Consider the following 25,314-nt stretch of genomic DNA (forward strand, 5'->3'; position numbering starts at 1 on the left):
GTGTGCACGGATTAGTTGTACAACGACAGGTTGTGTTCGTTGAGTACAGAGCCTATTTCCATGGCTAGGTGCATGGACTCAACTTCCTCGATATATGCGGAATAAACACCAACGGCGTAGTACTGCCCGTTGATCTCTGCGTAGACGGCCCCGCCGCTGTCGCCTTTGGAGGCGTCGTTGGCGAAATAGAATCCACCGACGTCGCGGTTGATCCCCAAGTAGTTTCCACAGGAGAATCCTCTCGTCGAACCGATGCGGCAGATGGTCGGGCGCTTGCGTTCGAGTTCCTCATAGGAAATCCATCCCACCAGCGGGCCGTCAAGACCAGGGTTGGAGTTGTAGCGAGCACGCGGGTTAGTGATTTCGATTAAGCCCACGTCGGTGGAGTTCACGAAACCATTGAGGTTGGTGTTGTCCGATTCCAGCCGCATTTCACCAAAAATGACGCGACGGTTGGAAGCGTTGCGGTAGTAGAAGCGGTCTCCAGTGTCTCCGCAGTGTCCAGCAGTGATGACATAAACGCGTCCCTCATTACCAGCAATGTGACCAGTAGAGCAGCGCATGCCGGTGCGTTCGTTATAAATGGCCGTGCCGGGAGCCAAGAGACCAGCTTTCATGAGCTGGGGTGCCCGGTCCGTGTCGGTACGCGTGACCCGGGGGATCGGGATGGACCGGGGGAGGGTGAGGAGCTTTTCTTCTCCTGCCACCGGAGCCGTAACGTGATTATCGGCTCGTGAGCTGAGTTGAAACAGGGAAGAACTCGACAGCGAGAAGCTCGCCTCCGAGGCCGACGCGCTCGCGCCGGTTGGCAGGGGCAGGCCGACGATGCTTACCGTCGAAATAGCTGCCATAAGCGCGACGCTAGCCAGGGGTGCAAGTACGCGGGAAAGGAGCCTCATGCTTTCGAGCTTAAGGCTTCGGCATCATTAAAAACGCAGGCCCAGGGCTGTTTGAAAAGCATTAGGAGCTTTTGGAATTGGTTTCAGCGCCCTTTAAGGGGCAGGCTGGCTGGTGCACAAGATATTCAGTTTTCGCGTGTGAATACACAGCTGGCGGGGGGTGGGGTCACCCCCAGAGTCCTTAGTCATATGGCTAATTACTCAGGAGTAGACCTTAAGCCCAAAGTGATTCATGATGTGGCCAAGTTCCATGGCCATCGTGATCCGACTGTCGGTGGTCAAGGAGCCAGAGTAAATGCCAACGGGGTAGTACTGGCCGTCGATAAGCGCATAAACTGCTCCGCCACTATCGCCGAAGTAGCCGTCGTTTCCGAAGAAGAAGGCCCCGATTTCTGGTTTCGCAGTGAGGTAATTGCCGCAGGAGTAGCCGCGGGTGGCACCAATGCGGCAGATGGTCGGTTTTATCCGATCGACTTCTTCGAGGGACAACCAGCCGTTGACCTTGCCATTGAGCGCTGGTGTTGCGGTGTACTGTGCGGCCGGGTTGGTGATCTGAATGAGGCCGATGTCAGGTGAAGAGATATAACCGTCCCGGTTGGTGTTGTGAGTCTCTACTGTCATCTGGCCGAAGAACACGGGGTTTCCCGCGCGGTCACGGTAATAAAAGCGGTGACCGGGATTGCCGCAGTGCCCAGCGGTGATAACAAAGACGTTGCGCCCATCGCCCACAATATGACCGGCAGAGCAAGCCGTCTGCTGGTCGTGGTTGTAGATTGCAGCGCCCGGCTCAACGCGTCCAGCATTGGTGAAGTACTGAGCAGCTTTCCGGTCGGAGACATAAATCTCCGGCTGCAGGTTCCCTGGAAGCGTGATGCTGCCATCCCCTGAGGGATCAAAGGCATCAGCGATGCCTCTGAAATCGAGTTTTGAGGAGCCGGAACTGAGTTGAGCTAGGCCCGTTTGAGCCTGTGCTACTGGGGCACAGAGGCCCACGGCGACGGCAGCTGCGGCCAGTGTAGAGAGAATGCGAGAGAGAAGTTTCATGAGAGAGTAGTCCTGTTGGGGGTCTAGCCCAGCTTGCCGCGACCTAATCGGAGCAGAGCAGAGGCAATGGAGGGGCCTTCCTCACCAAGCTCATCACGGAACTCATTGAGAATGGCAATCTCGCGGGTATGAACCAGACGTGTACCGCCGGAGCTCATGCGAGTCTTACCTATTGTGCGTGAAATTTCGGTGCGGCGCTTGATAGCGTCAAGAATGACGCGATCAAGCCGGTTAATTTCCTCGCGGTAGCGCTGAATTTCGGCATCGCTTAACGGATCGTCCGTCCCAGACGGCATACGGATGTCAAGCCCGTTATCCACCACGTTGGGGTCGTGGTGCTCTGGACTCAGACTCGCGGAGGAAGAATCAGCATGTGAAGCGCTCATGGCATCAGATTTTGCCACCCCTCCAGACAAAAAGGAATCACTTCTGGTGGTTCCGTGGTTTGTGCAGGTGGCATGTGGTTTAGGGGGAGTGTCCGGCGGGGCTAGTAGGTTGGAGAGCATTATGAACAACGAATCTCCTTTTAGCCCTCGCTCATCCGCGCCACAGACCTCTTCGCCGTTTAGCCCTGCCCCTGCGGAACCTGCTGCAGACGATGCCTTGTTTGGTCTGCCGCCGGAGCCACCCATGGAGCCGGAACCGGAACCAGAAGAGCCGGAAAGGGGCGTTGATCCCCTGCTGGAAGGACTCAACCCACAGCAGGCAGAGGCCGTAACCCACTCTGGCTCGCCGCTGCTTATTGTTGCCGGTGCGGGCTCCGGCAAGACGGCAGTGTTGACGCGGCGCATCGCGTTTCTCATGCGCTCGCGCGGGGTAGCTCCTTGGCAAATTCTCGCAATCACCTTTACCAACAAGGCAGCTGCAGAGATGAAGGAGCGCGTCGGCCAGCTCGTCGGCCCGGTGGCTGAGCGCATGTGGGTCTCAACGTTCCACTCCATTTGTGTACGCATCTTGCGTAACAATGCGCAGCTCGTGCCGGGACTGAACACGAACTTCACTATTTATGACGGTGATGATGCACGTCGGCTGCTCACCATGATTGCCAAAGACATGCAGCTGGACCTCAAGAAGTACTCTGCCCGCGTTCTGGCTAATCAAATTTCGAACCGCAAGAATGAACTTATCTCCCCAGAGGCGGCACGTGCGGAAGCGGAGAAGACGAAGAATCCCTTCGAACTCACCGTGGCGAAGGTTTTCGAAGAGTACCAGCGCCGCCTGCGTGCAGCGAACTCAGTGGATTTTGATGACCTCATTGGTGAGGTCGTGCGCATTTTCAACCAGCACCCACAGGTCGTGGAGTTCTACCGTCGCCGCTTTAAGCATGTGCTTATCGACGAATACCAGGACACCAACCACGCGCAGTACGCTCTCGTATCTGCCTTGGTGGGTAGGGGAGAGCTTCCCCACGATGCCCCTGAATTGTGCGTGGTGGGTGACTCGGATCAGTCCATTTATGCCTTCCGCGGAGCCACGATCCGTAATATCCAAGAATTCGAGCGTGATTACCCGCAAGCGCACACGATTCTTCTGGAGCAGAATTACCGCTCGACCCAAACCATTTTGAATGCAGCGAATGCTGTCATTGCCAAGAATGAGGGCCGCCGCAAGAAGAATCTGTGGACGGCACACGGCGAAGGCGAGCAGATTGTGGGATACGTGGCGGATAACGAGCACGATGAAGCTCGCTATATCGCTTCCGAAATCGATTCTCTTGCGGACAAGGGGAAGTCCTATTCCGATATCGCGATCATGTACCGCACGAATAATGCCTCCCGTGCGCTTGAGGATGTGTTCGTGCGTTCCGGCATTCCCTACAAGGTGGTAGGCGGAACGCGTTTTTATGAGCGCCGTGAGATTCGAGACCTTGTGGCTTACCTGCGCATTATGGATAACCCAGATGACACAGTGAGCCTGCGCCGCATTATCAATGTTCCCAAGCGCGCCATCGGTGATAAAGCCCAAGCACAGATTGCTCTCCACGCGGAGAACTTAGGCATCAGTTTTGGTGCTGCTCTGCGGGACGCTGCGGAAGGACAAGTCGCTGGGCTGGGAACTCGCGCGGTCAATGCTGTAAGCAAATTCAACGAGATGATGGACGGCGTGCGTGAACAGTTGCCGGGCATGACCAATGAGGTCACCGGCCAGCCGGACCTAGGGGAGTTGCTGAATGCACTGCTTGATGCCACCGGCTACCGCGCCGAACTGGAAAACTCCAATGACCCGCAGGACGGGGCCCGTCTGGATAACCTCAACGAATTGGTGTCCGTGGCTCGTGAATTCAGCTCGGAGGCAGCTAACCAAATGGCCTTTATGGGAGCGGATGCGCAGGATACTCCTGAGCTTGCGGAAGGAGAGGCCGCGCCGGGCTCGTTGCAAGCCTTCCTTGAAAAAGTCTCGCTCGTGGCAGATGCGGACCAGATTCCGGACCACGAATCCGGAGTCGTCACACTGATGACTTTGCACACCGCAAAGGGCCTGGAATTCCCGGTGGTTTTCCTCACCGGCTGGGAGGACGGTCAGTTCCCACACATGCGCTCTTTGGGTGACCCGAAAGAGCTAAGTGAAGAACGCCGCCTTGCCTACGTAGGCATTACCCGCGCTCGAGAACAGCTCTACCTCACGCGCGCGATTCTTCGTTCGTCGTGGGGCAACCCGGTGACGAACCCGGCCAGTCGCTTCCTCGCCGAGGTCCCGGAGGACCTCATCGACTGGCGCCGTGAAGAACCAGACAGCTCGCTGTCCAGCGCATGGGGCGGAGATGATTCTTACCAGTATGGGCGCAGCTTCGGCTCGGACAGCGGATTCTTCCGTTCCCGAGGACGCAGCGGCCAAGGCGGCTATGGCTCGCGAGGCGCTACGTCTTCCCCTTCGCAGCGCACGCGCAGGCCAGCTTCGGCCACATCAATGCCGAAGAATAACCATCTCAATTTAGTTGTAGGGGACCGCGTCAACCACGCGAAGTACGGGCTGGGCACGGTTATCGAGGCCTCCGGAACCGGCGCGCGCGCAACGGTTACCGTGGACTTCGGTTCAGCGGGCAAAGTCCGCCTCATGCTTATCGGCGGTGTGCCGATGGAAAAGCTTTAAAGCTTTAGATGAGGATGCCGCGCTCGGCGAACCACTCCACTGGGTCAACGGCTGCGCCGCCGCCTGGGTGAACCTCGAAGTGCAGGTGTGGGCCGGTGGAGTGGCCCTCGTTGCCGATGACAGAAATCTGGTCGCCGGCTTCCACACGGTCGCCCACGTTGACCAGGAGCTGGTCGCTGGGCATGTGGCCGTAGACCGTGATGGTTCCGTCATCGTGCTGGATGCGAATCCAGTTGCCAAAGCCCTGGGCTGCACCAGAGGAGATAACCTCGCCGTCCATGACGGCGTAAATCGGGGTGCCGACGGGGTTGGCCACATCGATACCGTTGTGGAAGGTGCCCCAGCGCGGGCCGAAGCCAGAGGTGAACGTGCCGGACGTCGGGAACACCACGGTGTTGCCATTCGCATCCTCGCCGCGAGTAGGGGTGAGGCCAGAGTGATCGCCCTCAGGGGCGAAGGCCTCCGCGAGTCCAGGAATGCTGGATGGGTCGAGAACGATGTCATATCCGCTCTCAGTGGCATTGATGGTAGGGACGGATGCGCCGTTCAGAGCGCCGGCCGTTGAGGTGAGCAGTCCCGTGACAGCCTTGAAGAGGTCTACTTTGGACTCTTCGTTGATGTCCGCCTCGACAGTCCCCTTGGAGGAGCCATCGGAAACGTCCACGCTCGCTGCGGGTTCGGCGGCGAACGCCGGTGCTGCAACGGTCGCGGTCGCGCTTGCGGCCACGGCGGCGAGTGCGCAGAGGGTGCGCTTCATAACTTCACGTCCTTATGTGCTGCTCTGGCTTGCTGTATCGGTGTCTCTCAGCGAGGTGGTCCCCGCACGGAAACATGTGAGTGATGGGATGCGGCCATAACAGCCGCTGTGTGCCGCGCGGCCAGCGACACGCCAACGCTGAAACGCCGTCGTGTGAGCCCGTGTGGCAACGAGATACAAACTATCCCGGGCAGACCCCCTGCGCAATGGGAAAAATTGCAGGTAAACACAGGGATTGTTCGAAAAACTATCGAACAGCCCAGCGTGTTGCGTATGTGAAAGAAGTGAAAATTGTTACAGGGGTAAAGTAGAGGTTTAAAGAATGGGGGTGAGATTTGGGGGGTGAAAAGTGCAGCGCTCTCGGCCAATCTTTCAGCCGAGAGCGCTGGGGTTGTGGGCGCTGCTACTTGGTCAGCGCTTTTAAGTTAGGGAACGTGATTCGCTGCGATCCCGTGCGGTGAGCGGGGCCGTCTTGTCGCTGCGGTTGATCGCAGCCGCGAGGGCGGCAGCCAACAGTGGCACGGCGAGCACGGCGAGGAATTGCCACCAATCCGGGGTGAAGTAGTCCTGCGGGCGCAGGCCATGCAGCGGCGTCGAGAAGATGTATCCGGAGCTATCGGCAAAGAAGTATGTGCCGAGGTGTCCGGCAACCACACCAAAGAGCATGCTTGCGGTAGCTAGCATCCACGTCTGCCATGCTGCCACCTTGGACATCAGCGAAGGGTGGGCGCCGATGGATTGCAGCACGGTGCTTTCCTGGCGCATGCTGGTCGCTGCGTTGGCAATGATGAGCACGAGCACGATAAGGCAGACGATCCCCACGCCGAGGCCTAGGTAGTAACGGAAGCTCTCCGGGGTAGAAACAGCGAAGTTCAGCGAGTATTGCGACTGCGAAGCGTTCGCTGTCAGGTCGCGCAGCTCCTCGCGCTCTGGCTCGTTTGGTTGTTCGTCGAACGCGAGGGCCTGGCCCACGTAGAAAGGCTCCATGTTCAGCTGCTGCGCCGCCTGCTGGCTAATCAAGACCACGTCGCGGGCCGCAGTAGGCAGGGCCTCAACAACCGGTAGATCGGCCTCCTGCGTCCCGCTCGGTTCTTGGCTGTCAATGCGGCTATAGGACTTTAGAGTCACCGTGCCGTGCGTGTTATCGCCGACGTGGCTGCTGTGGGGAAGCACGATGCCCCCGGCGTCCAATGTCTGCGCCGCTGCGCGGCGATCTTCCTCCGAGTCGAACTGCCAGAGCTCAAGCTGGGAAGAATCCGTTTGAATCATCCTGCTTTGATAGATCAACGGGTTATAAGGAAATGACGTCATCAGCTCGTGGGCGCATTCTTGGCGAGCCTCCTCGGACTCATCGGTGCGCCGCCCCTGATTATCCACGAACACTGCCCTCTCAACCGGCTTGCTGAGATCGACCTGCTCGCACTGGTAATCAAACTCGGTGGTGAGCTCGTAAAAAGTGCCATCCTCTGGAAGGCTGTAGGACGTCGTCCACGAGGGGAAAGCATAGAAGGGATACGTGCGGGCAGAGGTGGTCTGCAGGACGGCCTCTACCGCGGCGCGTTCTTCCGGAGTGGACACCTGCGTTGGTTGCTCAAACGTCGTCTCCTCAATCAGTGCAGAAGTAGGCGGCATGACGAGCTTTTCTTCGGCAGTGGTCTTTGCGCTATCCGTCATGATGCCTACGCCAAACAGGGTGGTCACGAAGGTGACTGAGACGAGAGCGATGGACGTCGGCAAGGCATGCATGCTGCGCCGGGTCAGGCCGCGTCCAGCCAGTCGCAACGCGAGTGGGCCGCGGCGAGACAGCAGGGAGCACAAGAAGACCAAGGCCGGGGCTGAGGCGGCAACCGCGATGACTCCAAAGAGAGCCAGCACCGTAGGGATGTACTTTCCCCAGGGAGTGAAGCTGAATAACACGAGCAGAAGCAGGAATGCAGGGCCGACGGCCATCCACCGCCGGAAGCGCAAGAGGCGGTCGGGTGCGGCGCCCTGGATCGCCGTGGCTAAAGCACCACGTTGCGCCAACCACGCAGGAACGATGGAGACAATGACACAGCCTGCCACCGCCACGAGCCAGGCGAGGGCAATGGCCAGGAAAGGCGGGCGTGCAGCAAAATCCGGGTAGCGGGCTGTCCACCACATCCACGAAGCCGCGAGGCCAGCAACCACGCCGATAGTGGCGCCGATAAGTCCCATCAGCAGGCCATAAGCCATCACTGCGAACATGATGTGGCGCGGCAGTGCGCCTTGGCTCGACATCAGTGCGTACAGGCGGGTATTGCGTCCAGTGGCCAGCGTGAAGACGGGGGCGAGAAGGAAAAGGATGAGCAATCCGGCAATGGCATAGAGGCCGACGAAGAAGAGAATGAAAAGAATGCTGCTCAGGATTCCGCCGAAGGACTCCGGCTCAGAATCGGGCCGATCTATATTCCGTAGTTCCGGTGCCCAGATCCCCAGCCCGGCTTCACGGGCACGGTCGGCATCCTCCTTGGTGAGCGGTGTATCACCCACGATGACCCAGGAGGTGTGTATCTGAAAGGACGGGTCGCTGAGGGCGGCATTGAGCGTGGGGGAGGTGACAAAGTCAAACTGCTCGGGCGCAATAGCCGCGACTGTGGCTTGGTGGTCACCGCTCAGGGCGCTGGTGCGCACGGTGATGGAATCCCCAACGGAGGCGTTGATCTTGTGGGCTGTTGAACGCGACAGAACTGCTTGATTGGGGCCAAGGTTGAAGTTGTCGACGACCTCCTGTGCCAGCTCCGGAGGGTTCTCGGTGTCAAACTGGTCTACCCAAGATTTCGTCGACTTTCCATTATGGATAAGCGAAGCATTCGAAAAAGTGGTGACGGGGCTGACGCTGAGGCCTTCAGGAAGCACCTCGGCAGCCAAGCGTGGGACGTCTTCATTGCTAATCTCCGGGCGCTCGCCGCTCACCTGCAGGGCCCGTTCGGGTGAGCTCAAGGCCGCGGAGAGTCGCCCGGAGGAATGATCAAACAATGCTAGTCCAATGACGAGTGCCACAGGCAGCGCAATGAGCATGACGGCGGCCAGCGTGCGCCACGGGTGGCGCCACAGGTCGCGCCGGGTAGGCCGGGTAGCAGCGTTAATGCCTGACATACTAACGCGCCTCCTCGCCGGTCAGGCGCCCGTCACGAACCATGACGACGCGGTCGGCCCAGCCCGCGAAACGTGGCTCGTGGGTGACGAGGATTCCGGAGGCGCCGGCGTCGATACGCGCGCGCAAAACCTTCATGATCTCCTCACCCGTCGAGGTATCTAAAGCTCCGGTAGGTTCATCGGCGAGCAGTACCTTACGCGGGCCGATGAGCGCGCGGGCAATGGCCACGCGCTGGGCTTGGCCGCCGGAGATTTCCTCCGGGAAGCGGTCGATGGTGCCGTCGAGACCGACCTCATTGAGTGCTTGCTCAGCAGCTTCGCGGCATTGCGCGGGCGAGAGTCCGTCTAGCTCAAGAGGGAGGGACACATTCTCTCCGACGGTGAGGGAAGACACTAGGTTGAAGTGCTGAAATACCAAACCAAGGTGTCGGCGGCGAGCGATAGCTGCCTTGGCCTTGGAGAGCTGGGAGGCATCGGCGCCGTCGAGAAGCACGCGTCCTGATGTTGGTGGTTGGAGCAGACCTGCGACGTTGAGCAGCGTGGATTTGCCGGAGCCGGAGGGGCCCATAACGGCGACCAACTCGCCCGGTTGCAGCTGCAGGTTGACCGAATCCAGGGCGGTGACCTGGCGGGCGCCGCTACCGAAGACGCAGGTGATGTTCTCAAGTTCGAGCGGGAAAGGAATGTGCTGGGTCGTGGGCACAGAGTCGGGGGTCATCGCGGGGCCTCCTCGGTGGTGGTTGGGTTGGTTAGGGATTCCACGCGGTCGAGCCAGCGTGAGAGAGATTCCAGGTCGAAGATTTGGCGCTCTACAGCCAAACGTTGGGCGCTGCGCTCTGCGGGCAGTTCCGAAGCTTGACGGTTGAGCTCACGAAGTTGGCGGACGGTGGCAAAGCGCTGGGCGTCAAGGACGGCGATGACGTCGATATCGGAGCGTCGTGCTGCAAGTGACACTTTGAGTACGAGCTCATCGCGCTCGATGGCGTCGTTGTGCAAGGTGGACATCCACCACTGCGAGAGTTCCTCACGGCCTGCGTTGGTGATGGCATAGCTGGTGGCGCGGCGCCCGGTGAGGCCGGTGAGCTCGCCGTCAGTGGCGATGAGTCCATCGCGTTCCAAGCGGCTTAAGGTTTGGGCGACTTGGCCCATGTTGAGCGGCCAGAGGTTATCAAAGGTTTCAGCAAAGCGGGTTTTGATGTGGCTGGCCGTGGCGGGCTCTTCACTCAGCAGAGCAAGCACGGAGTGTTTGACGGACATGGTCACCTCCTTGGTGGAGGGCAAGGGAGGAAATCTTTCGGTACATACCCAGTAAGTTACTGAGTAACCTTCTGTCCGGTCAACGGTTGGTGCAGGCGGGGGTGGAAGGTGGGGGAATACACAAGGCGGTACAGGGCAACAGTGCCCTATACCGCCTTAGCGCTGGAGGAAGGATTTAAAAGCGTGGCTTAGCTGATGTTGATGCCGCGCTCTGCGAGCCACGGAATCGGGTCTACTGCGCCTTCGCCGGTGGGGTGAATTTCGAAGTGGAGGTGGGAACCCGTGGAGAAGCCCAGGGAGCCCATGCCAGCAATCTTCTGGCCGGCGTGGACGCGCTCGCCCACAGCAACGTCGAGGGTCTGCATGTGGCCGTAGACGCTCATGGAGCCATCATCGTGCTTGATGCGAATCCACTGGCCGTAGCCGGAGGCTGGGCCGGAGTCGATGACGGTGCCGTCCATGACGGAAAGGATGGGGGTGCCTACGGAGTTGGCGATATCGATGCCAGAGTGGAAAGAGCCCCAACGCGGGCCGAAGCCGGAGGTGAAAACACCTTCTGCCGGGCGGGCAACGGAGGGGGCGCGGTTTGCTTCATCAGCAGCGGCGCGGGCATCAGCGGCCTGGATGGCCTTGTCGAGCTGTGCTGCCAGATCAGATACCGGCTTGGACTCGGCGATTGCGAGAATCTGCGGGGCAGCATCCTGGATGGAAGCCTGTGCGTCCTTCAACGGATCGGTATCTGCCTGCAAGGTGTAGTCGATGGACTGAGTCTTGGTCTCCTCAGTTCCGGCCGACTGGATGGTGCCTGCGGCTGCACCACCTACGCCAGCGGTGGATACGGCACCAGCGGCGACGGTGACGACTGCAATGCGTCCCTTCGCGGTCTGCGAGGTGGTGATCTTGCGGTGGCGACCTGCGCTCCGCTGAGTCTTGCTTCGCATGAACTCTACTTCCGTCTTCATTCACTATCGTCCGTCCGGTGGAAACGTTACGTTCTCTGCCGGTTGGTTATCCGATTGTGACCTTCCTGTTACCAACGGAATGTAACAGTAGCGTCTCAGGAAAGTTAGAGCAACCCGGTTTGCGGTTTTTCTTGTTTATGTGCCGTAAATCCTAATAGTAGTGGTACTGGATGTAATCTGTGTGAAGACTGTGGTGACCAAGTGGGGGTAGCGCAAGTGAATTTGCAATTATCTTAGAGTTTAAGGCTGCAGGCTTAAAAATTGCAGGCGCTGCTGGGGCTTTTGGTCCGCCTTTTTCGAGTGCCAACCACGGCCTGGCAATCATTTGGCGTTAGCCTCGCCGCGCCACCCCCGACGGGGGAGGGGAGCGTGGCAAAGTGGACGCCAATGAATAAGAACACGAGTCCCCAGTCACGGTCGGCCACGCGGCCGCGCAGCCAGATGCGCGGACATGGCCAGGATAGTGAGCGAACTGAGCGCCCCACGCGCCGCGATCGCCGCGCGCCGGCGCAACGGATTAAGGGTGCCGAGTCCGCTAAGGCGAAAGCTCGCCGCGCCCAGGGGCCCACCACGCTGCGGGAGCGTATCCGGCGCATGCTCATGGTGGTCGCCGTTCCCAATCTGGTGGTCGTGCTGGGCATCATCGTCGTGGTCATTGCCGCACTGTTGCTCACGAGCTCGCCCTCGGCGTGGTTTAACACCATCGTCGCGGAAGCCTGGATGGTCTTTAACCTTGCTCCCATTCGGGCCGGGGGCATTGACCTCGGTTTCTTGCCCGGCTTGCCCGCAGTGTTGCTGGCATGCTTGGTGGGCCGCCGTGTACGGGTAGCTATTAAAGACAAGGTCAGTATCAATGACCTCCTCGTGCTGACCGCCTGCGTCTTCGCGGTTCCTTTTGCGTTGACCTGCCTTGCGTGGCTGATGCTGTGGGATGCGGGCAAGGCCTACGACGTTTCCCCGCCGGCCCTCTACGTTGTGCTACCTCGCATGCTGTTGCTCCATGCGGCTGCTCTCATCGGCGGTATGGGCACTCGCCTGTGGAAGGCTCTGGCCAAGCGCAGTGGGGTGCCGCGCGTGCTTGTCGACGCCTCCCGGATCGGCCTTAGCTACCTCGGCTACCTGGCCATCGTGAGCCTTGTCCTCGTTCTCGTTCTGTGGGCGGTGGGCTGGCAGCGCCAAGCCGACATGCTGGCTGCGTACCCGGTCCTCGACGCGATGGGCACAGCTGGGCTAGTCTTGCTCAGCATTCTTTATCTGCCCAATGCCGTCATTGCTGCGGCTTCCGTACTGAGTGGCTCCGAGCTACACGTTGGGCCAGACACGAGTATCAGCTTGTTTAGCGGCCATATGGTGCCGCTGCCGCCGCTGCCACTGGCAGCCGCAGTACCGCCGAGTATTAGCTCCTGGGCTGTTGCGCTTTTCGTGCTTCCCGCGATTGCTGCCGGCGTGGCCTTCGCGCGGCGCCGAGCGATCGTGAATTTTCAGGTGGCCTTGGTCGCTGCCGTCGTTGCCGCTGTCGCTGCTTTCGCTGCAATTTACGGTACCTCTGGCACTCTCGGCGTCTACGGTTATACCGGCCCTGAACTGTGGACGGCCGTGGGGCTTATTGCCCTGTGGTGCCTTGTCGTCGGTGCTGGTTTCGCCGCCGCTAATGCTCTCATGGCCTGGCTCTCTCGCCGTGGAAGCGAGGACGACGCCGAGGTTCCCACCGAGGAACCGTCTTCTGTAAAGGACACTGAGCACGCAGGGGATGTAGAGGACGCGAAGAGCACAAAGAAAACAGAGGGCACTCGCCCCGCGAATGCTGTGCCAGTCTCAGCGCTGCTCGGCGTCAATTCGGAAAGCCCAGAGGACACATCCGAGAGTTCAGAAGACCCAGATGTTATTGACGCCGAGGTGGTCGATGCCGAAGCCGTCGATGAGGACGACGAAGAGCCCGAGGCCGAGGAGCACACTGCGGACGTGACTGACTCGGATGAGGCAGATACTGAGGAGGGTGATGAGGGGGACGTCGCCAAGCGCATGCCCGCAGACCCTGACCTTGATGAGGGCCCCTCCCAGGGTTAAGCAATTGCCTGTTTGCTCCCCGCAGGCGCTAGGCTGGAGCGCGTGACTACACCGCACCAGCCCGCTGCTTCTGCCCGCCTCAACGTCGTCGTTCTGGTCTCTGGAACCGGCTCTTTGCTGCAGGCCATCCTTGATGGTCAGGACGAGCACTTTGGCGTGGTGAAAGTTCTCGCGGACGTGCCTTGTCAGGGCATCGAGCGCGCACAGGCAGCGGGAATCGCCACCGAGGTGGTGGAGATGGGTAAGGACCGTGCCGAATGGAATAGACGTCTGGTTGATGCAGTAGATGCTGCACAGCCAGACGTTGTTGTTTCTGCCGGTTTCATGAAGATTCTGGGCAAGGATTTTCTGGACCGCTTTGAAGGTCGCACCATCAATACTCACCCGGCACTCCTGCCCGCTTTCAAAGGAGCACATGGCGTGCGCGATGCGCTGGCCTACGGTGCCAAGGTCACAGGCTCGACCGTCCACTTTGTTGATGCTGGCGTCGATACGGGCGCCATCATCGCCCAAGAACCCGTGCGCGTGCTGCCAGAGGATGACGAGGCCAGCCTGCACGAGCGCATCAAGGTGGTCGAGCGAGAACTCATTGTCACTGTCCTGCGCGCTATCCGCGTGCACGACGCAGCACTGACTATTGAGCTTTAACAACCGCTGCAACAAACGCAAGGAAGGCTAGAGTCCCCACACCATGAGCGAGGATCGTAAGAACATCAAACGCGCACTCATTAGCGTCTACGACAAGACCGGTTTGGAGGACCTAGCCCGGGTCCTCGACAAGGCTGGCGTGGAGATTGTCTCCACCGGCTCCACCGCGAAGAAGATCGCGGATCTGGGCATCGAGGTCACCCCCGTGGAAAAGCTCACCGGCTTCCCCGAGTGTCTGGAGGGCCGCGTGAAGACCCTGCACCCGCGCGTGCATGCCGGCATCCTGGCGGATACCCGCAAGGAAGACCACCTCAACCAGCTCTCCGAGCTCGAGGTTGAACCTTTCCAGCTGGTCGTGGTGAACCTGTACCCCTTCCGTGAGACCGTGGCCTCCGGCGCTGACTTCGATGGCTGCGTAGAGCAGATCGATATCGGCGGCCCGTCCATGGTGCGTGCGGCCGCGAAAAACCACCCATCGGTTGCCGTGGTGGTGGACCCGGCTCGCTACGGCGATGTGGCCGATGCTGTGGCTAAGGGCGGCTTCACCTTGGAAGAGCGCCGTGGCCTTGCCCGCGATGCCTTCCTGCACACCGCTGATTACGACGCCGCGGTGTCTGCATGGTTCGTTGACCAGCTCAGCGAGGGGGAGGCGACCACCCCGCTGCGCTACGGCGAGAACTCTCACCAAAAGGCCACCGTGACCCGCATTGGTACCACCGGTTTGGCCAACGCGAAGCAGTTCAACGGCAAAGAGATGAGCTACAACAACTACCAGGATGCCGACGCCGCCTGGCGTGCTGCCTGGGACCATGAGCGCCCGTGCGTAGCAATCATTAAGCATGCTAACCCGTGCGGCATTGCGGTGTCTGAGGAGTCGATTGCTGCTGCTCACCGCGCGGCCCATGCCTGCGACCCGATGTCCGCCTTCGGCGGCGTCATCGCCGTCAACCGCGAGGTCACCGTGGAGATGGCGGAGCAGGTCAAGGAGATCTTCACCGAGGTCATCGTGGCTCCCTCCTACGAGGAGGGCGCCATCGAGGTCCTCAAGGCCAAGAAGAACCTGCGCGTGCTGCAGGCAGAGCATGAAGCACCGAATGAGGAAGTTAAGTTCATCTCCGGCGGTGTGCTCACCCAGGAACCGGATACTTACCAGGCAGAAGGCGATAACCCGGCCAACTGGACGCTGGCTGCGGGCGAGGCTCTCAACGAATCCGATCTCGCACAGCTCGAGTTCGCCTGGCGCTCAGTTCGTGCGGTGAAGTCCAACGCCATCCTTCTGGCTAAGGACAATGCCACCGTCGGCGTGGGCATGGGCCAGGTTAACCGTGTAGATTCCGCCAAGCTCGCTGTCGAGCGCGCCAACACGCTGGCCGACGGTGCAAACCGCACCGAAGGCTCCTTCGCCGCTTCCGATGCCTTCTTCCCGTTTGCTGATGGCCTGGAGGTTCTCCTCGAGGCTGGTATTAAGGCCGTGGTTCAGCCGGGCGGTTCCATTCGCGATGAAGAGGTCATTGAGGCCGCCAAGAAGGCTGGCGTGACCATGTACTTCACCGGTACACGCCACTTCTTCCACTAGAGCGTTGACGGTGGCGTCACTGCGCGTTTAGTGAGGCCACCGCAAAGCCAGTATTTTCGGCGGGGTTTCCGTCTTTATCCTTGTAGGTAAAAGTAAACCGCAACTCCTGATGTTCGCCGACGTGGATGGGCATTTCAAGAGCCTCATCCGCGGGGACATCGAAGGTTGCGAGCTCAGCGCCGTCGCTCCCGCTGACGGTAACACTCGCGGTGGCCACGTCCGTGTTGTCGCGGTCATCGATAAAACCAAAGACCGCATTGAGCTGGCTTTGGCCTTGAGCCAGATGGATATCGGCGATATTGGTGCTGCCCCCGCGGGAGACATAGGAATCCGGGAACAGCGTACGAGCGATGACTGCGTCCTCCGCAGTGAGGTCGGTTGAGATACCGTCGTGCGCGCCAATCGGGTTTCCCGCTAGCACGGCGGTTGTTGTCGGTTCTGCGGATGCGCCCGCTTGTTCACTTTCTGAGGAGTCACGTCCCCAGATAAACCAGGCGCCTACTCCCAATGCAATGGCGAGGACCACCAGAATCGCGATGAGCGCTGCTATCGCGCCACTAAACTTTCCTTTGCCCTTCGGGGAAGGCGGGGCGGAGTACTGCGTTCCTTGTGGGGGCTGCGGCTGTTGCGGGGGTTGCGGCTGCTGTGCTTGGCCCGGGTAGTGGGGCTGCCCCGGCGGTGGAGTAGGCGCGCCACCAAAGACCGGCTGGGCGTTCGCACCACCTCCACCGGCAGGGGAGCCTGAATGAGGGCTCTGATACGCCCCCGCTGAGTGCGGGCGGCTTCCGAACGGCGGCGGGGTACCAAAACCACCGGGCGTGCCGGGGTTATTGGTGCCACCACCTGGCTGACCAAAGCCGGGGCGGGGAGCACCAAAACCGGAGTTAGACCCGGAGTGTCCTGGTGGCGTGCCTGAAGGTCCAGGAGAAAAAGTCATGGGTTCGTGAATGCCTTTCCACAAGCGAGGGAAGTGTCTTTAAACAACTTAAACCGAATTGCCCATGGCGCGCGGGCGTCTCTCAAGATTCGAGGGATACTCCCCGTGGGGTTGGGGCTGGAGTAGAAGATTAATCACTATAGTCAGGGCAACACTGTGCAAAGATGGAAGACACCGTATATGCGGTAGCGATAGGCACTACAGACACTGTAGAAACGGAGGCTCCGGTGACTGACTCAGAACACAACCACGGTTTCGGTGCGCCCCGGCCGCAGGGACACGGCGGTCAACCGAACCAGAACCGCAAGGACACGCACCCAGAAACCGTGGACTTTGAATCCCCGCTGTCACAAGAGCGCCAATACTCCAATCCCTTCGCTGCGCCAGCTGATCAGCAGCCCACCCAACACTTTTCCGCCCCGCAGGCACAGCCGGGCCAGCCGGGCCACCAGGGGCAGCAGAACCAGCCGAGCCAGCAAGGCCACCAGGAGCAGCAGGGCTGGGCTGGTCACCAAGGACAGCAAGATCAGTGGGGCAACCAACAGCAACCAGCCGGCGGTTACAACGCCGCGTACCCGCAGCAGGCCGCGGCCCACTCCGGGTCCTCTAACGGCGGAAAAATCATTCTCATCGCCGTCCTTATCTTGGCCGTGCTGCTCGTCATTGCTGCGCTGGCCTACCTCTTCTTCTTTAAAAACTCCGCGACCGGCAATCAGGCCCAGCCGCCGCTGACCACCGAGGCACAAGTCTCTGAGGAGACCACTGGCGGCGCAGAGGAAGCAACCTCCTCCGCAGAGGCAACGACCTCCGAGGAAAAGACCACGAGCGCGGAATCGGAAAAGCGCCCCGAACACCCAGCGCTTCCCGACGGCGCACAGCCGGTCAACGATGCTGCACGTAACAACGAACCCGGCGGCGATTTCAATAATGTCTACCGCGGATCCTCGGTAACGACCGAACCTTTCGCCAACATCGTGCGTGATGAGTACGTCAAGCACTACGTGGATACAAAGGAGCTTAACGCGACTATCGACGCCTACAGTCCCATCACCGAGCAGACCTACAGAATGGACTGCTCCGACAACGGTAAGTTTGTCACCTGCAAGGGTGGAAATAACGCGATTGTGTACATCGTCTAATGCGCCGCATCCACAACATTCGCACAGCCGCGCTCGCCACTGCGACCGCCATGTCCGTCGCCCTGCTGAGCGCCTGCACTATTGGTGATGTCTCCGGTATCAACGATGCCGAGACCGCTCCCCGGGGCGCCGAAGAGGAATCGGCGCCGCAGCCCACGTTGCCTGAATCCACAACCGCACCCGCACCCGTCACCACGGAGGACCTGCCCGTGATTGAGGCCACTGACCCGCAAGAAGCCCTCGACGCCATTGCTGCGGACAATCCCGGAACGGGCATCGCCGTGGCCGGTGGGGGAGGAGTATTCGCTGCTGGCATGACGGATCCCGTTGCCGCGTGGTCAACCGCGAAGGTTCCCCTCGCCATCGCCGCTGAGCGCGCCGGGGTAGCGGAAGAAGGCACTGTCACCCAGGCAATTACATACTCCGACAATGCCGCTGCCGATTCGCTGTGGGAAGCCCTGGGCGGCGGACAGGAGGCAGCACAGGCCACGCAAGAAGTCATCGGTGGAACCTCGGTGCCCGCCACCCCGCCGCGCCCAGGGTTTAGCGCCTTTGGTCAAACGCAGTGGTCGGTAACGCAGCAAGCAGAGTTCGTGGCATCCCTTGGCTGTATGGACGGCGCGGAGCCAGTCCTCGCTGCCATGGGCCAGCCCGATCCCGCCCAAAGCTACGGCTTGGGCACCCTTGAGGGCGCCGTCAAGAAAGGTGGCTGGGGCCCAGCCGAAGATGGATCCTATGAAGCGCGTCAGATGGGCCTTGTGACCCTCGGCGGCCACACCGTTGCCGTGGCCATCTACGCCAGCGCAGACTCCGGGGACTACGGCAATGCCCAGCAGATGCTCACGCGCCTCGCCGCCCAGCTTGAGTCGGCTGAGGTCGAGTGGCCGGCAGCTGGCTGCCAGCAGGGAGCGGTGTAGCTACCGGCGCCATGCCCCTCGACCACGGCTGGACTTACTTTGGCCAGTAGACGTCAAAATCTCCGGTCTTGCCATCAATGTCGTAGTGCTCGCTATGGATGGTGAGTACCGAGCCGGTATCGGCACCACTCGTGGGATCGAGAATCGCAACGCTAAAGTCGGTCCCCTCACCCTTCGCTGGGCCAAAGGCAGCGCCGCTGGACCAGATGCCGCGGTAGAAGAGAGAATCCTTGCTCTCGCAGATGACAATGTGCGAATCATCATCCGCGCTAGCAGCGGCAAAGACCATTTCTTCGCCTTGCTGGCAGCGTGCCTCGGGAATATCTGACCAGCCAGCAGCAGTCAGTCCAGGCGGCACGTCGGCGGTATCAGCGGATTCCTGCGGCGCATCCTCGGAAGCGCTAGCTTTCCCACTTACATCGTCTTCCGAGGCATCGGAGCCGGACTCGGTTTCTGACTCCATCGTCATGGGAGCAGCGTCGGAGGATTGCCCGCTCGTTGGTACCTCCTGGCTGGTGGATCGCACGTCATTCCAAATGATGAAGCCAGAGATAGTCAACGCAATGAGGATGGCGATGGCACAAATAATTGGCACGTTGTTGCGCTGCTCAGAGGCAGTCGACGCCGGGAGAGCAGAAGCCGGGGTAGGGGTAGGGTGCTCGGAAAAAGAATTGTTGCCAAATCCTGGGGTGGTCATAGAGTCCTTGGAAAGACGATTGAGAACAACAGAAATCATAATCGTTGAGTCCGAACCACCATTATCCCAGGGGGAGTACCCTCCATTCGGGGGAGACGCGACACGGCAACATCATGAGACCTAGTGCATATGGTGCAATGGTGCGGTGACTAGTTCCTATTTCGTTCAGTGGCTAACCCAGCATAAGCGCTACACCACGGTGTACCTGCTGGGTGAAGGCGGCATGGGTCAAGTCTTTCACGCAACGGATCCAGATCTCTCCCGTGAGCTAGCGGTTAAGGTGCTGCTGGACGACGTCCGCGATGAAGCCTCCCGCGCTCGTTTCCACAACGAGATGAAGGCGCTTACCCGCATTGGTAGCCACCCGGGCGTGGTGCAGTTCTATTCCAAAGAATCGACGCCGCGTGGCGACGATGTCATGGTCATGGCGTTTATTAACGGTGGAACGCTGGCGCATGCGATTAAGGATCGCGCTCGTACTGGCCAAGGATTCACCGTGAAGGAAGTCGTGTACTACCTCACGCCGATTGCCTCAGCCTTGGACTATATGCATCATGAGCTGCATCCCGGATGGGTACATCGCGATGTTAAGCCCGCAAATATCCTGCTCAGGAAGAATCCCGGTAGTCTTCCGCCGGCTGTGCTTTCAGATTTTGGCATCAGCATTGAGGAAGGGCAGTCACGCCTGACCAAAATTGGGCACATCGTGGGAACGGAGAAGTATCTAGCGCCGGAGAATAAAGGTCATGCTTACGGCGATGATGATTTGTCTGCGCGTGCCGACGACTACTCTTTGGCGCTCATCGCTTTCGAAATGCTCACGCTCCATCACCTCAAGGACACGATGCCACGCAGCGAGTGGCGTAGTGAGCGCCGCCTTCCAGACCTATCGAGTGCGGCTTTTTCAGATGTACTAGCCCCCGACACCGCTGCAGTGGCTAGCCAGGTACAAGATGTGCTGAGTAAGGCCCTCGATAGTGTGCCTATGCAGCGCTATGCCACAGCAGAAGAGTTCATTCAAGCACTGGAGAAGATATCAAGCACTTCTTCATCTAACGTGCCCCAGAATTCGAGCACGGCACATCGGGAACCGCGCTCGGAGCAAGCATCACCTTCGGCTCCCACACAGAAGTGGCCAGAGCCCCCGCAGCCCACCGAAAACATGCGGCCTACTGGATTCGTGGCACCCGCAAATCCCATTTCCACAACCGCGCATGTGCGGCCATCAACTCCCGTGACTCCGCCAAGTCCCGTAGCCCGGAGACAGTCGGGGGGTTCTTCGGCACTGAGCTCAGCGCCGAAGAAAGATAACGGCAACGCCCTAATCATCACCGCAACAGTCGTGGTCATCATCCTTATTTTCCTGGTGACCTGGGCAATCGTGGCATAAACAAGCAGTGTCCTAGAAGCTGGGTGGAAGTTCCCGCTACACTGAAGGACAATTTTTGCGGTACAACTTTCGCGTTGTGCCCGGAGTGTTTTCAACGGAGGTGACTATGAACACGCAACAGACACCCCAGCCGCAGCAGGTGGCACGGGGCCCGAGGCTGCGTATCGATGACCTGATCGGCGGCGTGAAGATTGTCGCGCCAGGAGAAGAAGTTATCGTCGGCCGCGCAGGTGATTTCCGCGTGGGCGAGGGAGATCTTACCCTTCACCGCCACCTCTTCCAGCTGTGGTACGGCGGGCAGGGATGGATGATCAGCAACATTGGTAGCCACATCCCGTTGCGCATCGAGCTACGTGGAGTCAAGGGGTTCTCCCGTATCGACCTTGGACCGCGAGCAGTGGCTGCGGTTCCACCAGGACCGTCTCGAATTACATTTGAGACTCCGGAATGCCCCTATGAGCTGTACATCGACGTCGAGAACTCCAATGTTGCGCGGCGTACAAGGCGCGAGCAGGAGATGGAGGAGGAGCGTACCCGCACCCGGCATGTGCCCAATGATGAGCAGGAAGAGCTGTTGCGCCAGCTAGCCAGCTACCTTAAAAAGCCAGGCTCGTCAGACGCTGATATCCCTTCAGTGCGCGAGATTGCTGATGCCCTCGAATGGACAGAAAAGAAGACGAACCACAAGATGGATCGCCTCGTCGACAGCCTCAAAGCAGATGGCGAGAAAGTCTATAAGCCCTATAAGACGTTCTTGGCGCACTACGCCATCCGCCACGGACGCTAAAAGCGGCCTAAGACCGTTGGGGTCCCAGGCCGCTGTGGGGCTTGGAGCGTTGGGGCCGCGCTAGCGCGTGGCCTTCTTGCGGTCCGCGGCGGCAGCGGCGGCCGAGGAGATGGAGTCGTTGCGGTTTTTGAGCAGCTCCAGAGTCGTTGCTTCTGCATTGTCCGGGGGAGTGGTGCCGAGGACGGCCAAGGCGGCGTCGGCAAGCATGGCGGATTGCTCCGGTACCCGCTGCGCGGCATCAAACGGCGCGGTGCCGTTGTTGGGGCGCATCTCAATGACTGACAGTGCGATATGGAAGGGCAGCTCGATGCGCGGGTCATCCGTGCCCACAAGGCCGGCGGCGGCGGAACGGAAATGTTCCTTCAAGCGGTCACGCTGCACGTGGTACTCACCAAACTCGGGGGAATTAGCCACCGGCAGCTGGTACAGGCGGCCTACGTTCCACGCAGAGGTCAGCAGCAGACGGGACTCCGCAGCAACGAGGGACCACAGGCGTTGCGCTGGCGCCGCATCGGAGGCGGCGAGCTCTTCTGCGAGCTCAAGAGAAGGCTCAATAGTGGAGTTCAGCAGAGTAAGGAAAATATCCGTCTTGGACGGGAAGTGATAGTACAGCGAAGCCTGACGGATACCTACGGCATCGGCAATCTGGTGCGTGGAAGTCGTGGCGAAACCCTGTGTGGTGAACAGCTCGGATGAGGCGTCGAGGATTTCTTCGCGCGCGGTGTTGCCCCGGCGGCGCGGGCTATTCTTACGCGGCCTGCCAACGGTACCTGCCATCAGGCGGACTCCCTTCGGTGAGCGTCACTCATTAATTATTTTCAGCTTAACCATCGTACTCCCTACAGCGGGAAGCAGTGAATTCACTACCCAGCTATACTGCCTACCACCCTACCGTGCCGTGCCACAATGGCTTCCACAGTTGCAGAAACCGTTCGGCACGCGGAACCATAAGCGGTGCGGTCCAATGGGGGAAGGTCACCAAGGACGACGCTGTGCTTGTCGACGCCCTCGTACCAGCGCCCCAACTCCAGCGCCATGCCCGTGCCCCACGCTAGGCTCAGGCCTTCGGCCTCACTGGCGGTGAGCAGTTCGCGCTCGACACCAATAGCCAAACGGTCCGGTGTCGGGCGCGGGGCCGGTGCAGCCCAGCGCGCAATAGCTGACACGGGAGCTAGCAACGTGGCACGGATGGCGACGTCTGCAGTGCGGTCAGGCAACCCATCAACGAGAGTGAGCGGGGCTGGGCGCTTCGCCAAGGCATCGGCGTACAGTTCCTCTTCACCGCCATGACCCACGGGTAATCCAGCATCGGCGCGCGCGGACGTGGTTTCCTGCACCGCAGAACACCTCAGGCCGGCCTCAGTAATGACACCTTCGAGCTGCTTATCCTCACCGAGCCACGTGATGCGCATAGAAGGGAGCAAATCGCCGCGAGCAGCTGGCCCGGTCAGGCGCACTGGGCTGGAGAGGCCCGGAGACCGCACGAGATCTGTCACGATGCGGGAAAACCAGGCTGCGAGTTCGAGGCTATCGGCGCGGTGCGCTGTGGCATTACGCAGGAGGTCCTGTGCCTCTTCCAAAAGGCCGCGGGCATGCGCGGGGGAGTGGCAGTGGGCAGCTAGCTCGCTCAGATCAGTCAACGACTCGTGCAGCGACATGAGGTTCAACGCCCCTTTCAGTCAGGGTGATTCTTGTTCTTCAATGTAGCAGCACAAGGGGCAGGAGCAGCGCGGTGGGTGGTCTGAGTTAGGTGTGCGTCTGCGGGGCGGAAGCGAGGAAAACGACAATCGCCGCCCCAGTTCCTCCATATGAGAAACGAGGCGGCGATTGAGAAGCTCTTTTGTCCTGTCCTAGTGAGTCACGAGTACAGCGGCAAAAGTGCGCTGTTGAAACCAGCTAGTGTTTAGCGGGACGTGAACGGCAGGAGAGCCATTTCGCGTGCGTTCTTGACGGCAGTAGCAACCTGACGCTGCTGCTGCGGGGTCAGACCGGTGACGCGACGGGAGCGGATCTTGCCACGATCGGAGATGAACAGACGCAGGGTCTTGATCTCCTTGTAGTCAACCTGCTCGATGCCTTCAGCCTTGAGCGGGTTCTTCTTCGGGCGACGGGTCTGCTCCATACGGAACTTCTTGTGATTATTACGCTTGACAGCCATTGTGTGGTTACCCCTTTACCAGCTGGACTTGCGAACGCCCGGCAGCTCACCACGGTGAGCCATGCCGCGCATACGGACACGGGACAGACCGAACTTGCGGAGGTAACCGCGCGGGCGGCCATCGGCGGCGTCGCGGTTACGGACGCGGACGCGGGCGGCGTCGCGCGGCTGACGGTTCAGCTCGAACTGCGCCTCGAGGCGCTCGTCGTCCGGGGTGTTCGGGTTCTTGATGATTGCCTTGAGCTCAGCGCGACGCTCCGCGTAGCGGGCGACGATTTCCTTGCGCTGCTCGTTCTTGGCGATCTTAGACTTCTTAGCCATAGATTATCGCTCCTCGCGGAATTCGACGTGCTTGCGGACAATCGGATCGAACTTCTTGAGAGTGATTCGATCCGGGTTGTTGCGCTTGTTCTTGCGGGTCACGTAGGTGTAGCCGGTGCCCGCGGTGGACTTCAGTTTGATGATTGGACGGATATCATTACGTGCCATCGTTAGATCTTCTCCCCACGTGCGCGAATCTTGGCCACAACGGACTCGATGCCGTCACGGTCGATGATCTTCATGCCCTTGGTGGAAACAGTCAGGGTGATGGTACGGCCCTCGGAGGGCAGGTAGTACCGACGACGCTGCACGTTGGGGTTCCAACGGCGCGAGGTGCGGCGGTGCGAGTGCGAGACCTGCTTGCCGAATTCCGGCTTGCGGCCCGTTACCTGGCAAATAGCCGACATGGGTCTTCTTTCTCCTAGCCGCCCACATCGAAAGCGACTAACGGAGTGCCTAATCCGCGGTGAGGCGCGGCGCTCGAAAAGTGAGGTTGAGCAGGAGGCATAATTCCGTTGAACACCAGTTGATGAGGGCGTAAAACGATTACTTTGACAACAGCAAGGGGAAATCTTACATGCCAGCCAGCTCAGAACCTAATCGCTGATCAGTGCCGCGGAGATACCTGCTGGGGAATTGCAGGGTGGATAACGCCATTATAGAGGTAGGGGAGTAAGCGGCTACGCGCCGATTTAGGTTTTAGGGCCGGTGGCCTGTAGGATATTCCGAGTTGTCGGCGCAAGCCGCACAGTTTGTAAGCATTGAGACCCAACTCGGGCACGATCCTTACGCGCACAGTTGAATATTGTCAGCGCAGCAACTCAAGCAATGCGCAGGCCATGTTCCTATCGTGCGGAGAGAGGGAACCGACCCGTAGTTCAACCCTGAGGGAATCGACATATGAAGAAAGATATCCACCCGGATTACCACCCGGTGGTCTTCAAGGACGCCGGTACCGGCCACTCCTTCCTGACCAAGTCCACCGCTACCTCCGACCGCACCGTTGAGTGGGAAGACGGCAACGAGTACCCGCTCATCGTCGTTGACGTGACTGCTGAGTCCCACCCGTTCTGGACCGGTGCACAGCGCGTCATGGATACCGCTGGTCGTGTTGAGAAGTTCAACCAGCGCTTCGGCGCAATGGCTCGCCGCAAGAAGAAGAACGCGTAAGGAGGATAGGAAAAGATGGCAACTCCTAAGTTTAAGAAGTCCCGCGCGAATACCCACTCTCGCCGTTCCCAGTGGAAGGCCGACAACGTCGCCCTCCAGGAAGTCACCATTGACGGCCAGACCGTTCGCATCCCGCGTCGTCTGGTGAAGGCTGCCAAGCTCGGCCTCATCGACGTCGAGCAGTTCTAAGGTATTAAGCCTGCTGCGTGACTAGCATCCCCGGAGCATTCATTCATCCTGAGTGAATGTCCGGGGATTTTTGCTTCTTTTACTCGCCTTTCCTCTCTTACTGCCGATGTTAACGGGCCCTTCCGGTTTTAGAGTGCGTTGATTTTGTCCTGTAGTTGTCCGGAGTGGATCAGGCACCGCAAGATGTAGTGG

At 59.8% G+C, this 25,314-nt stretch carries 26 protein-coding genes; 10 read left to right on the plus strand and 16 right to left on the minus strand.

Annotated features, from left to right (window positions below):
- Positions 1-11: 11 nt before the first annotated feature.
- The 3 genes from QP922_RS12005 to QP922_RS12015 all read right to left on the minus strand — a co-directional run bounded on the left by QP922_RS12005 (position 12) and on the right by QP922_RS12015 (position 2,329).
- Positions 12-899, minus strand: a complete 888-nt coding sequence (locus QP922_RS12005; protein ID WP_284809746.1) for a chymotrypsin family serine protease — start codon at positions 897-899, stop codon at positions 12-14.
- 201 nt (positions 900-1,100) lie between these two features.
- Complete coding sequence (locus QP922_RS12010; RefSeq protein WP_284809748.1) at positions 1,101-1,943, minus strand: chymotrypsin family serine protease; 843 nt, start codon at positions 1,941-1,943, stop codon at positions 1,101-1,103.
- A gap of 23 nt (positions 1,944-1,966) precedes the next feature.
- Positions 1,967-2,329 (minus strand): chorismate mutase, encoded by a 363-nt coding sequence (locus tag QP922_RS12015; protein ID WP_284809749.1) that lies wholly within the window; start codon positions 2,327-2,329, stop codon positions 1,967-1,969.
- Positions 2,330-2,450: 121 nt separating this feature from the next.
- Between QP922_RS12015 and pcrA the strand changes: the two genes are divergently transcribed.
- The gene (pcrA, locus tag QP922_RS12020) at positions 2,451-5,033 is read left to right on the plus strand and encodes a DNA helicase PcrA (protein ID WP_502869616.1); all 2,583 of its coding nucleotides are present in this window, start codon (positions 2,451-2,453) and stop codon (positions 5,031-5,033) included.
- 4 nt (positions 5,034-5,037) lie between these two features.
- On the opposite strand, the gene QP922_RS12025 is transcribed toward pcrA, so the two are convergent.
- From QP922_RS12025 to QP922_RS12045, 5 genes are all read right to left on the minus strand, one after another.
- Complete coding sequence (locus QP922_RS12025; protein ID WP_284809751.1) at positions 5,038-5,790, minus strand: M23 family metallopeptidase; 753 nt, start codon at positions 5,788-5,790, stop codon at positions 5,038-5,040.
- Positions 5,791-6,210: 420 nt separating this feature from the next.
- Positions 6,211-8,907 (minus strand): FtsX-like permease family protein, encoded by a 2,697-nt coding sequence (locus QP922_RS12030; protein ID WP_284809752.1) that lies wholly within the window; start codon positions 8,905-8,907, stop codon positions 6,211-6,213.
- Position 8,908: 1 nt separating this feature from the next.
- Complete coding sequence (locus QP922_RS12035) at positions 8,909-9,625, minus strand: ABC transporter ATP-binding protein (protein WP_201828519.1); 717 nt, start codon at positions 9,623-9,625, stop codon at positions 8,909-8,911.
- On the minus strand, positions 9,622-10,164 hold the full coding sequence (locus QP922_RS12040) for a helix-turn-helix transcriptional regulator (RefSeq protein ID WP_284809754.1): 543 nt from the start codon (positions 10,162-10,164) through the stop codon (positions 9,622-9,624). Before QP922_RS12040 ends, QP922_RS12035 begins: the two co-directional genes overlap by 4 nt.
- A 188-nt stretch (positions 10,165-10,352) precedes the next feature.
- Positions 10,353-11,105, minus strand: coding sequence for a M23 family metallopeptidase (locus QP922_RS12045; RefSeq protein WP_284809755.1), 753 nt, complete (start codon positions 11,103-11,105; stop codon positions 10,353-10,355).
- Positions 11,106-11,513: 408 nt separating this feature from the next.
- On the opposite strand from QP922_RS12045, the gene QP922_RS12050 reads away from it, so the two are divergent.
- Genes QP922_RS12050 through purH form a run of 3 tightly spaced genes read left to right on the plus strand, consistent with a single transcriptional unit; the run spans position 11,514 to position 15,417 of the window.
- Complete coding sequence (locus QP922_RS12050; RefSeq protein ID WP_284809756.1) at positions 11,514-13,193, plus strand: cell division protein PerM; 1,680 nt, start codon at positions 11,514-11,516, stop codon at positions 13,191-13,193.
- 42 nt (positions 13,194-13,235) lie between these two features.
- Positions 13,236-13,841, plus strand: coding sequence for a phosphoribosylglycinamide formyltransferase (purN, locus tag QP922_RS12055; protein ID WP_284809757.1), 606 nt, complete (start codon positions 13,236-13,238; stop codon positions 13,839-13,841).
- Positions 13,842-13,884: 43 nt separating this feature from the next.
- On the plus strand, positions 13,885-15,417 hold the full coding sequence (purH, locus tag QP922_RS12060) for a bifunctional phosphoribosylaminoimidazolecarboxamide formyltransferase/IMP cyclohydrolase (protein ID WP_284809758.1): 1,533 nt from the start codon (positions 13,885-13,887) through the stop codon (positions 15,415-15,417).
- A gap of 16 nt (positions 15,418-15,433) precedes the next feature.
- On the opposite strand, the gene QP922_RS12065 is transcribed toward purH, so the two are convergent.
- Positions 15,434-16,354 (minus strand): flagellar basal body-associated FliL family protein, encoded by a 921-nt coding sequence (locus tag QP922_RS12065; protein WP_284809760.1) that lies wholly within the window; start codon positions 16,352-16,354, stop codon positions 15,434-15,436.
- Positions 16,355-16,581: 227 nt separating this feature from the next.
- On the opposite strand from QP922_RS12065, the gene QP922_RS12070 reads away from it, so the two are divergent.
- Positions 16,582-17,493: a P-loop NTPase family protein gene (locus QP922_RS12070; RefSeq protein WP_284809762.1), complete on the plus strand. Its 912-nt coding sequence runs from the start codon at positions 16,582-16,584 to the stop codon at positions 17,491-17,493.
- On the plus strand, positions 17,493-18,410 hold the full coding sequence (locus QP922_RS12075; RefSeq protein ID WP_284809763.1) for a hypothetical protein: 918 nt from the start codon (positions 17,493-17,495) through the stop codon (positions 18,408-18,410). The genes QP922_RS12070 and QP922_RS12075 overlap by 1 nt, the downstream gene beginning before the upstream one ends.
- Positions 18,411-18,444: 34 nt before the next feature.
- Here the strand turns inward: QP922_RS12075 and QP922_RS12080 are convergent, their stop codons facing one another.
- On the minus strand, positions 18,445-19,107 hold the full coding sequence (locus tag QP922_RS12080) for a hypothetical protein (RefSeq protein WP_284809765.1): 663 nt from the start codon (positions 19,105-19,107) through the stop codon (positions 18,445-18,447).
- Between the two features lie 145 nt (positions 19,108-19,252).
- On the opposite strand from QP922_RS12080, the gene QP922_RS12085 reads away from it, so the two are divergent.
- Both QP922_RS12085 and QP922_RS12090 read left to right on the plus strand, forming a co-directional pair.
- The gene (locus QP922_RS12085; RefSeq protein ID WP_284809766.1) at positions 19,253-20,497 is read left to right on the plus strand and encodes a serine/threonine-protein kinase; all 1,245 of its coding nucleotides are present in this window, start codon (positions 19,253-19,255) and stop codon (positions 20,495-20,497) included.
- A gap of 106 nt (positions 20,498-20,603) precedes the next feature.
- Positions 20,604-21,284: a DNA-binding response regulator gene (locus QP922_RS12090; RefSeq protein WP_284809767.1), complete on the plus strand. Its 681-nt coding sequence runs from the start codon at positions 20,604-20,606 to the stop codon at positions 21,282-21,284.
- A 60-nt stretch (positions 21,285-21,344) separates the two neighbouring features.
- Here QP922_RS12090 and QP922_RS12095 read toward each other — a convergent pair whose 3' ends face one another.
- The 6 genes from QP922_RS12095 to rpmB all read right to left on the minus strand — a co-directional run bounded on the left by QP922_RS12095 (position 21,345) and on the right by rpmB (position 24,170).
- Entirely contained in the window at positions 21,345-22,061 is a 717-nt protein-coding gene (locus tag QP922_RS12095) for a TetR/AcrR family transcriptional regulator (RefSeq protein ID WP_284809768.1), read from the minus strand.
- A gap of 86 nt (positions 22,062-22,147) precedes the next feature.
- On the minus strand, positions 22,148-22,942 hold the full coding sequence (locus tag QP922_RS12100; protein WP_284809770.1) for a hypothetical protein: 795 nt from the start codon (positions 22,940-22,942) through the stop codon (positions 22,148-22,150).
- Between the two features lie 245 nt (positions 22,943-23,187).
- The gene (rpsR, locus tag QP922_RS12105) at positions 23,188-23,442 is read right to left on the minus strand and encodes a 30S ribosomal protein S18 (RefSeq protein ID WP_039674516.1); all 255 of its coding nucleotides are present in this window, start codon (positions 23,440-23,442) and stop codon (positions 23,188-23,190) included.
- A 15-nt stretch (positions 23,443-23,457) separates the two neighbouring features.
- On the minus strand, positions 23,458-23,763 hold the full coding sequence (rpsN, locus tag QP922_RS12110; protein WP_042530056.1) for a 30S ribosomal protein S14: 306 nt from the start codon (positions 23,761-23,763) through the stop codon (positions 23,458-23,460).
- 3 nt (positions 23,764-23,766) lie between these two features.
- Positions 23,767-23,931: a 50S ribosomal protein L33 gene (gene rpmG / locus QP922_RS12115; protein ID WP_010187624.1), complete on the minus strand. Its 165-nt coding sequence runs from the start codon at positions 23,929-23,931 to the stop codon at positions 23,767-23,769.
- Between the two features lie 2 nt (positions 23,932-23,933).
- On the minus strand, positions 23,934-24,170 hold the full coding sequence (gene rpmB / locus QP922_RS12120; RefSeq protein ID WP_010187623.1) for a 50S ribosomal protein L28: 237 nt from the start codon (positions 24,168-24,170) through the stop codon (positions 23,934-23,936).
- 493 nt (positions 24,171-24,663) lie between these two features.
- On the opposite strand from rpmB, the gene QP922_RS12125 reads away from it, so the two are divergent.
- Together QP922_RS12125 and rpmF are read left to right on the plus strand one after the other, a co-directional pair.
- Positions 24,664-24,933, plus strand: coding sequence for a type B 50S ribosomal protein L31 (locus QP922_RS12125; RefSeq protein ID WP_005530151.1), 270 nt, complete (start codon positions 24,664-24,666; stop codon positions 24,931-24,933).
- 15 nt (positions 24,934-24,948) lie between these two features.
- On the plus strand, positions 24,949-25,122 hold the full coding sequence (gene rpmF, locus QP922_RS12130; RefSeq protein WP_039674524.1) for a 50S ribosomal protein L32: 174 nt from the start codon (positions 24,949-24,951) through the stop codon (positions 25,120-25,122).
- Positions 25,123-25,314 lie beyond the last annotated feature (192 nt).

Origin of the sequence: Corynebacterium sp. MSK218, from assembly GCF_030232655.1 — a bacterium.
In the GTDB taxonomy this organism is placed as follows: Bacteria; Actinomycetota; Actinomycetes; order Mycobacteriales; family Mycobacteriaceae; genus Corynebacterium.

Bases quoted from the DNA above. Each gene is read 5' to 3' on its own strand.
- QP922_RS12005 (WP_284809746.1), bottom strand. From the start codon at position 899: ATGAGGCTCCTTTCCCGCGTACTTGCACCCCTGGCTAGCGTCGCGCTT.
- QP922_RS12010 (WP_284809748.1), bottom strand. From the start codon at position 1,943: ATGAAACTTCTCTCTCGCATTCTCTCTACACTGGCCGCAGCTGCCGTC.
- QP922_RS12015 (WP_284809749.1), bottom strand. From the start codon at position 2,329: ATGAGCGCTTCACATGCTGATTCTTCCTCCGCGAGTCTGAGTCCAGAG.
- pcrA (WP_502869616.1), top strand. From the start codon at position 2,451: ATGAACAACGAATCTCCTTTTAGCCCTCGCTCATCCGCGCCACAGACC.
- QP922_RS12025 (WP_284809751.1), bottom strand. From the start codon at position 5,790: ATGAAGCGCACCCTCTGCGCACTCGCCGCCGTGGCCGCAAGCGCGACC.
- QP922_RS12030 (WP_284809752.1), bottom strand. From the start codon at position 8,907: ATGTCAGGCATTAACGCTGCTACCCGGCCTACCCGGCGCGACCTGTGG.
- QP922_RS12035 (WP_201828519.1), bottom strand. From the start codon at position 9,625: ATGACCCCCGACTCTGTGCCCACGACCCAGCACATTCCTTTCCCGCTC.
- QP922_RS12040 (WP_284809754.1), bottom strand. From the start codon at position 10,164: ATGTCCGTCAAACACTCCGTGCTTGCTCTGCTGAGTGAAGAGCCCGCC.
- QP922_RS12045 (WP_284809755.1), bottom strand. From the start codon at position 11,105: ATGCGAAGCAAGACTCAGCGGAGCGCAGGTCGCCACCGCAAGATCACC.
- QP922_RS12050 (WP_284809756.1), top strand. From the start codon at position 11,514: ATGAATAAGAACACGAGTCCCCAGTCACGGTCGGCCACGCGGCCGCGC.
- purH (WP_284809758.1), top strand. From the start codon at position 13,885: ATGAGCGAGGATCGTAAGAACATCAAACGCGCACTCATTAGCGTCTAC.
- QP922_RS12065 (WP_284809760.1), bottom strand. From the start codon at position 16,354: ATGACTTTTTCTCCTGGACCTTCAGGCACGCCACCAGGACACTCCGGG.
- QP922_RS12075 (WP_284809763.1), top strand. From the start codon at position 17,493: ATGCGCCGCATCCACAACATTCGCACAGCCGCGCTCGCCACTGCGACC.
- QP922_RS12080 (WP_284809765.1), bottom strand. From the start codon at position 19,107: ATGACCACCCCAGGATTTGGCAACAATTCTTTTTCCGAGCACCCTACC.
- QP922_RS12090 (WP_284809767.1), top strand. From the start codon at position 20,604: ATGAACACGCAACAGACACCCCAGCCGCAGCAGGTGGCACGGGGCCCG.
- QP922_RS12095 (WP_284809768.1), bottom strand. From the start codon at position 22,061: ATGGCAGGTACCGTTGGCAGGCCGCGTAAGAATAGCCCGCGCCGCCGG.
- QP922_RS12100 (WP_284809770.1), bottom strand. From the start codon at position 22,942: ATGTCGCTGCACGAGTCGTTGACTGATCTGAGCGAGCTAGCTGCCCAC.
- rpsR (WP_039674516.1), bottom strand. From the start codon at position 23,442: ATGGCTGTCAAGCGTAATAATCACAAGAAGTTCCGTATGGAGCAGACC.
- rpsN (WP_042530056.1), bottom strand. From the start codon at position 23,763: ATGGCTAAGAAGTCTAAGATCGCCAAGAACGAGCAGCGCAAGGAAATC.
- rpmG (WP_010187624.1), bottom strand. From the start codon at position 23,931: ATGGCACGTAATGATATCCGTCCAATCATCAAACTGAAGTCCACCGCG.
- rpmB (WP_010187623.1), bottom strand. From the start codon at position 24,170: ATGTCGGCTATTTGCCAGGTAACGGGCCGCAAGCCGGAATTCGGCAAG.
- QP922_RS12125 (WP_005530151.1), top strand. From the start codon at position 24,664: ATGAAGAAAGATATCCACCCGGATTACCACCCGGTGGTCTTCAAGGAC.
- rpmF (WP_039674524.1), top strand. From the start codon at position 24,949: ATGGCAACTCCTAAGTTTAAGAAGTCCCGCGCGAATACCCACTCTCGC.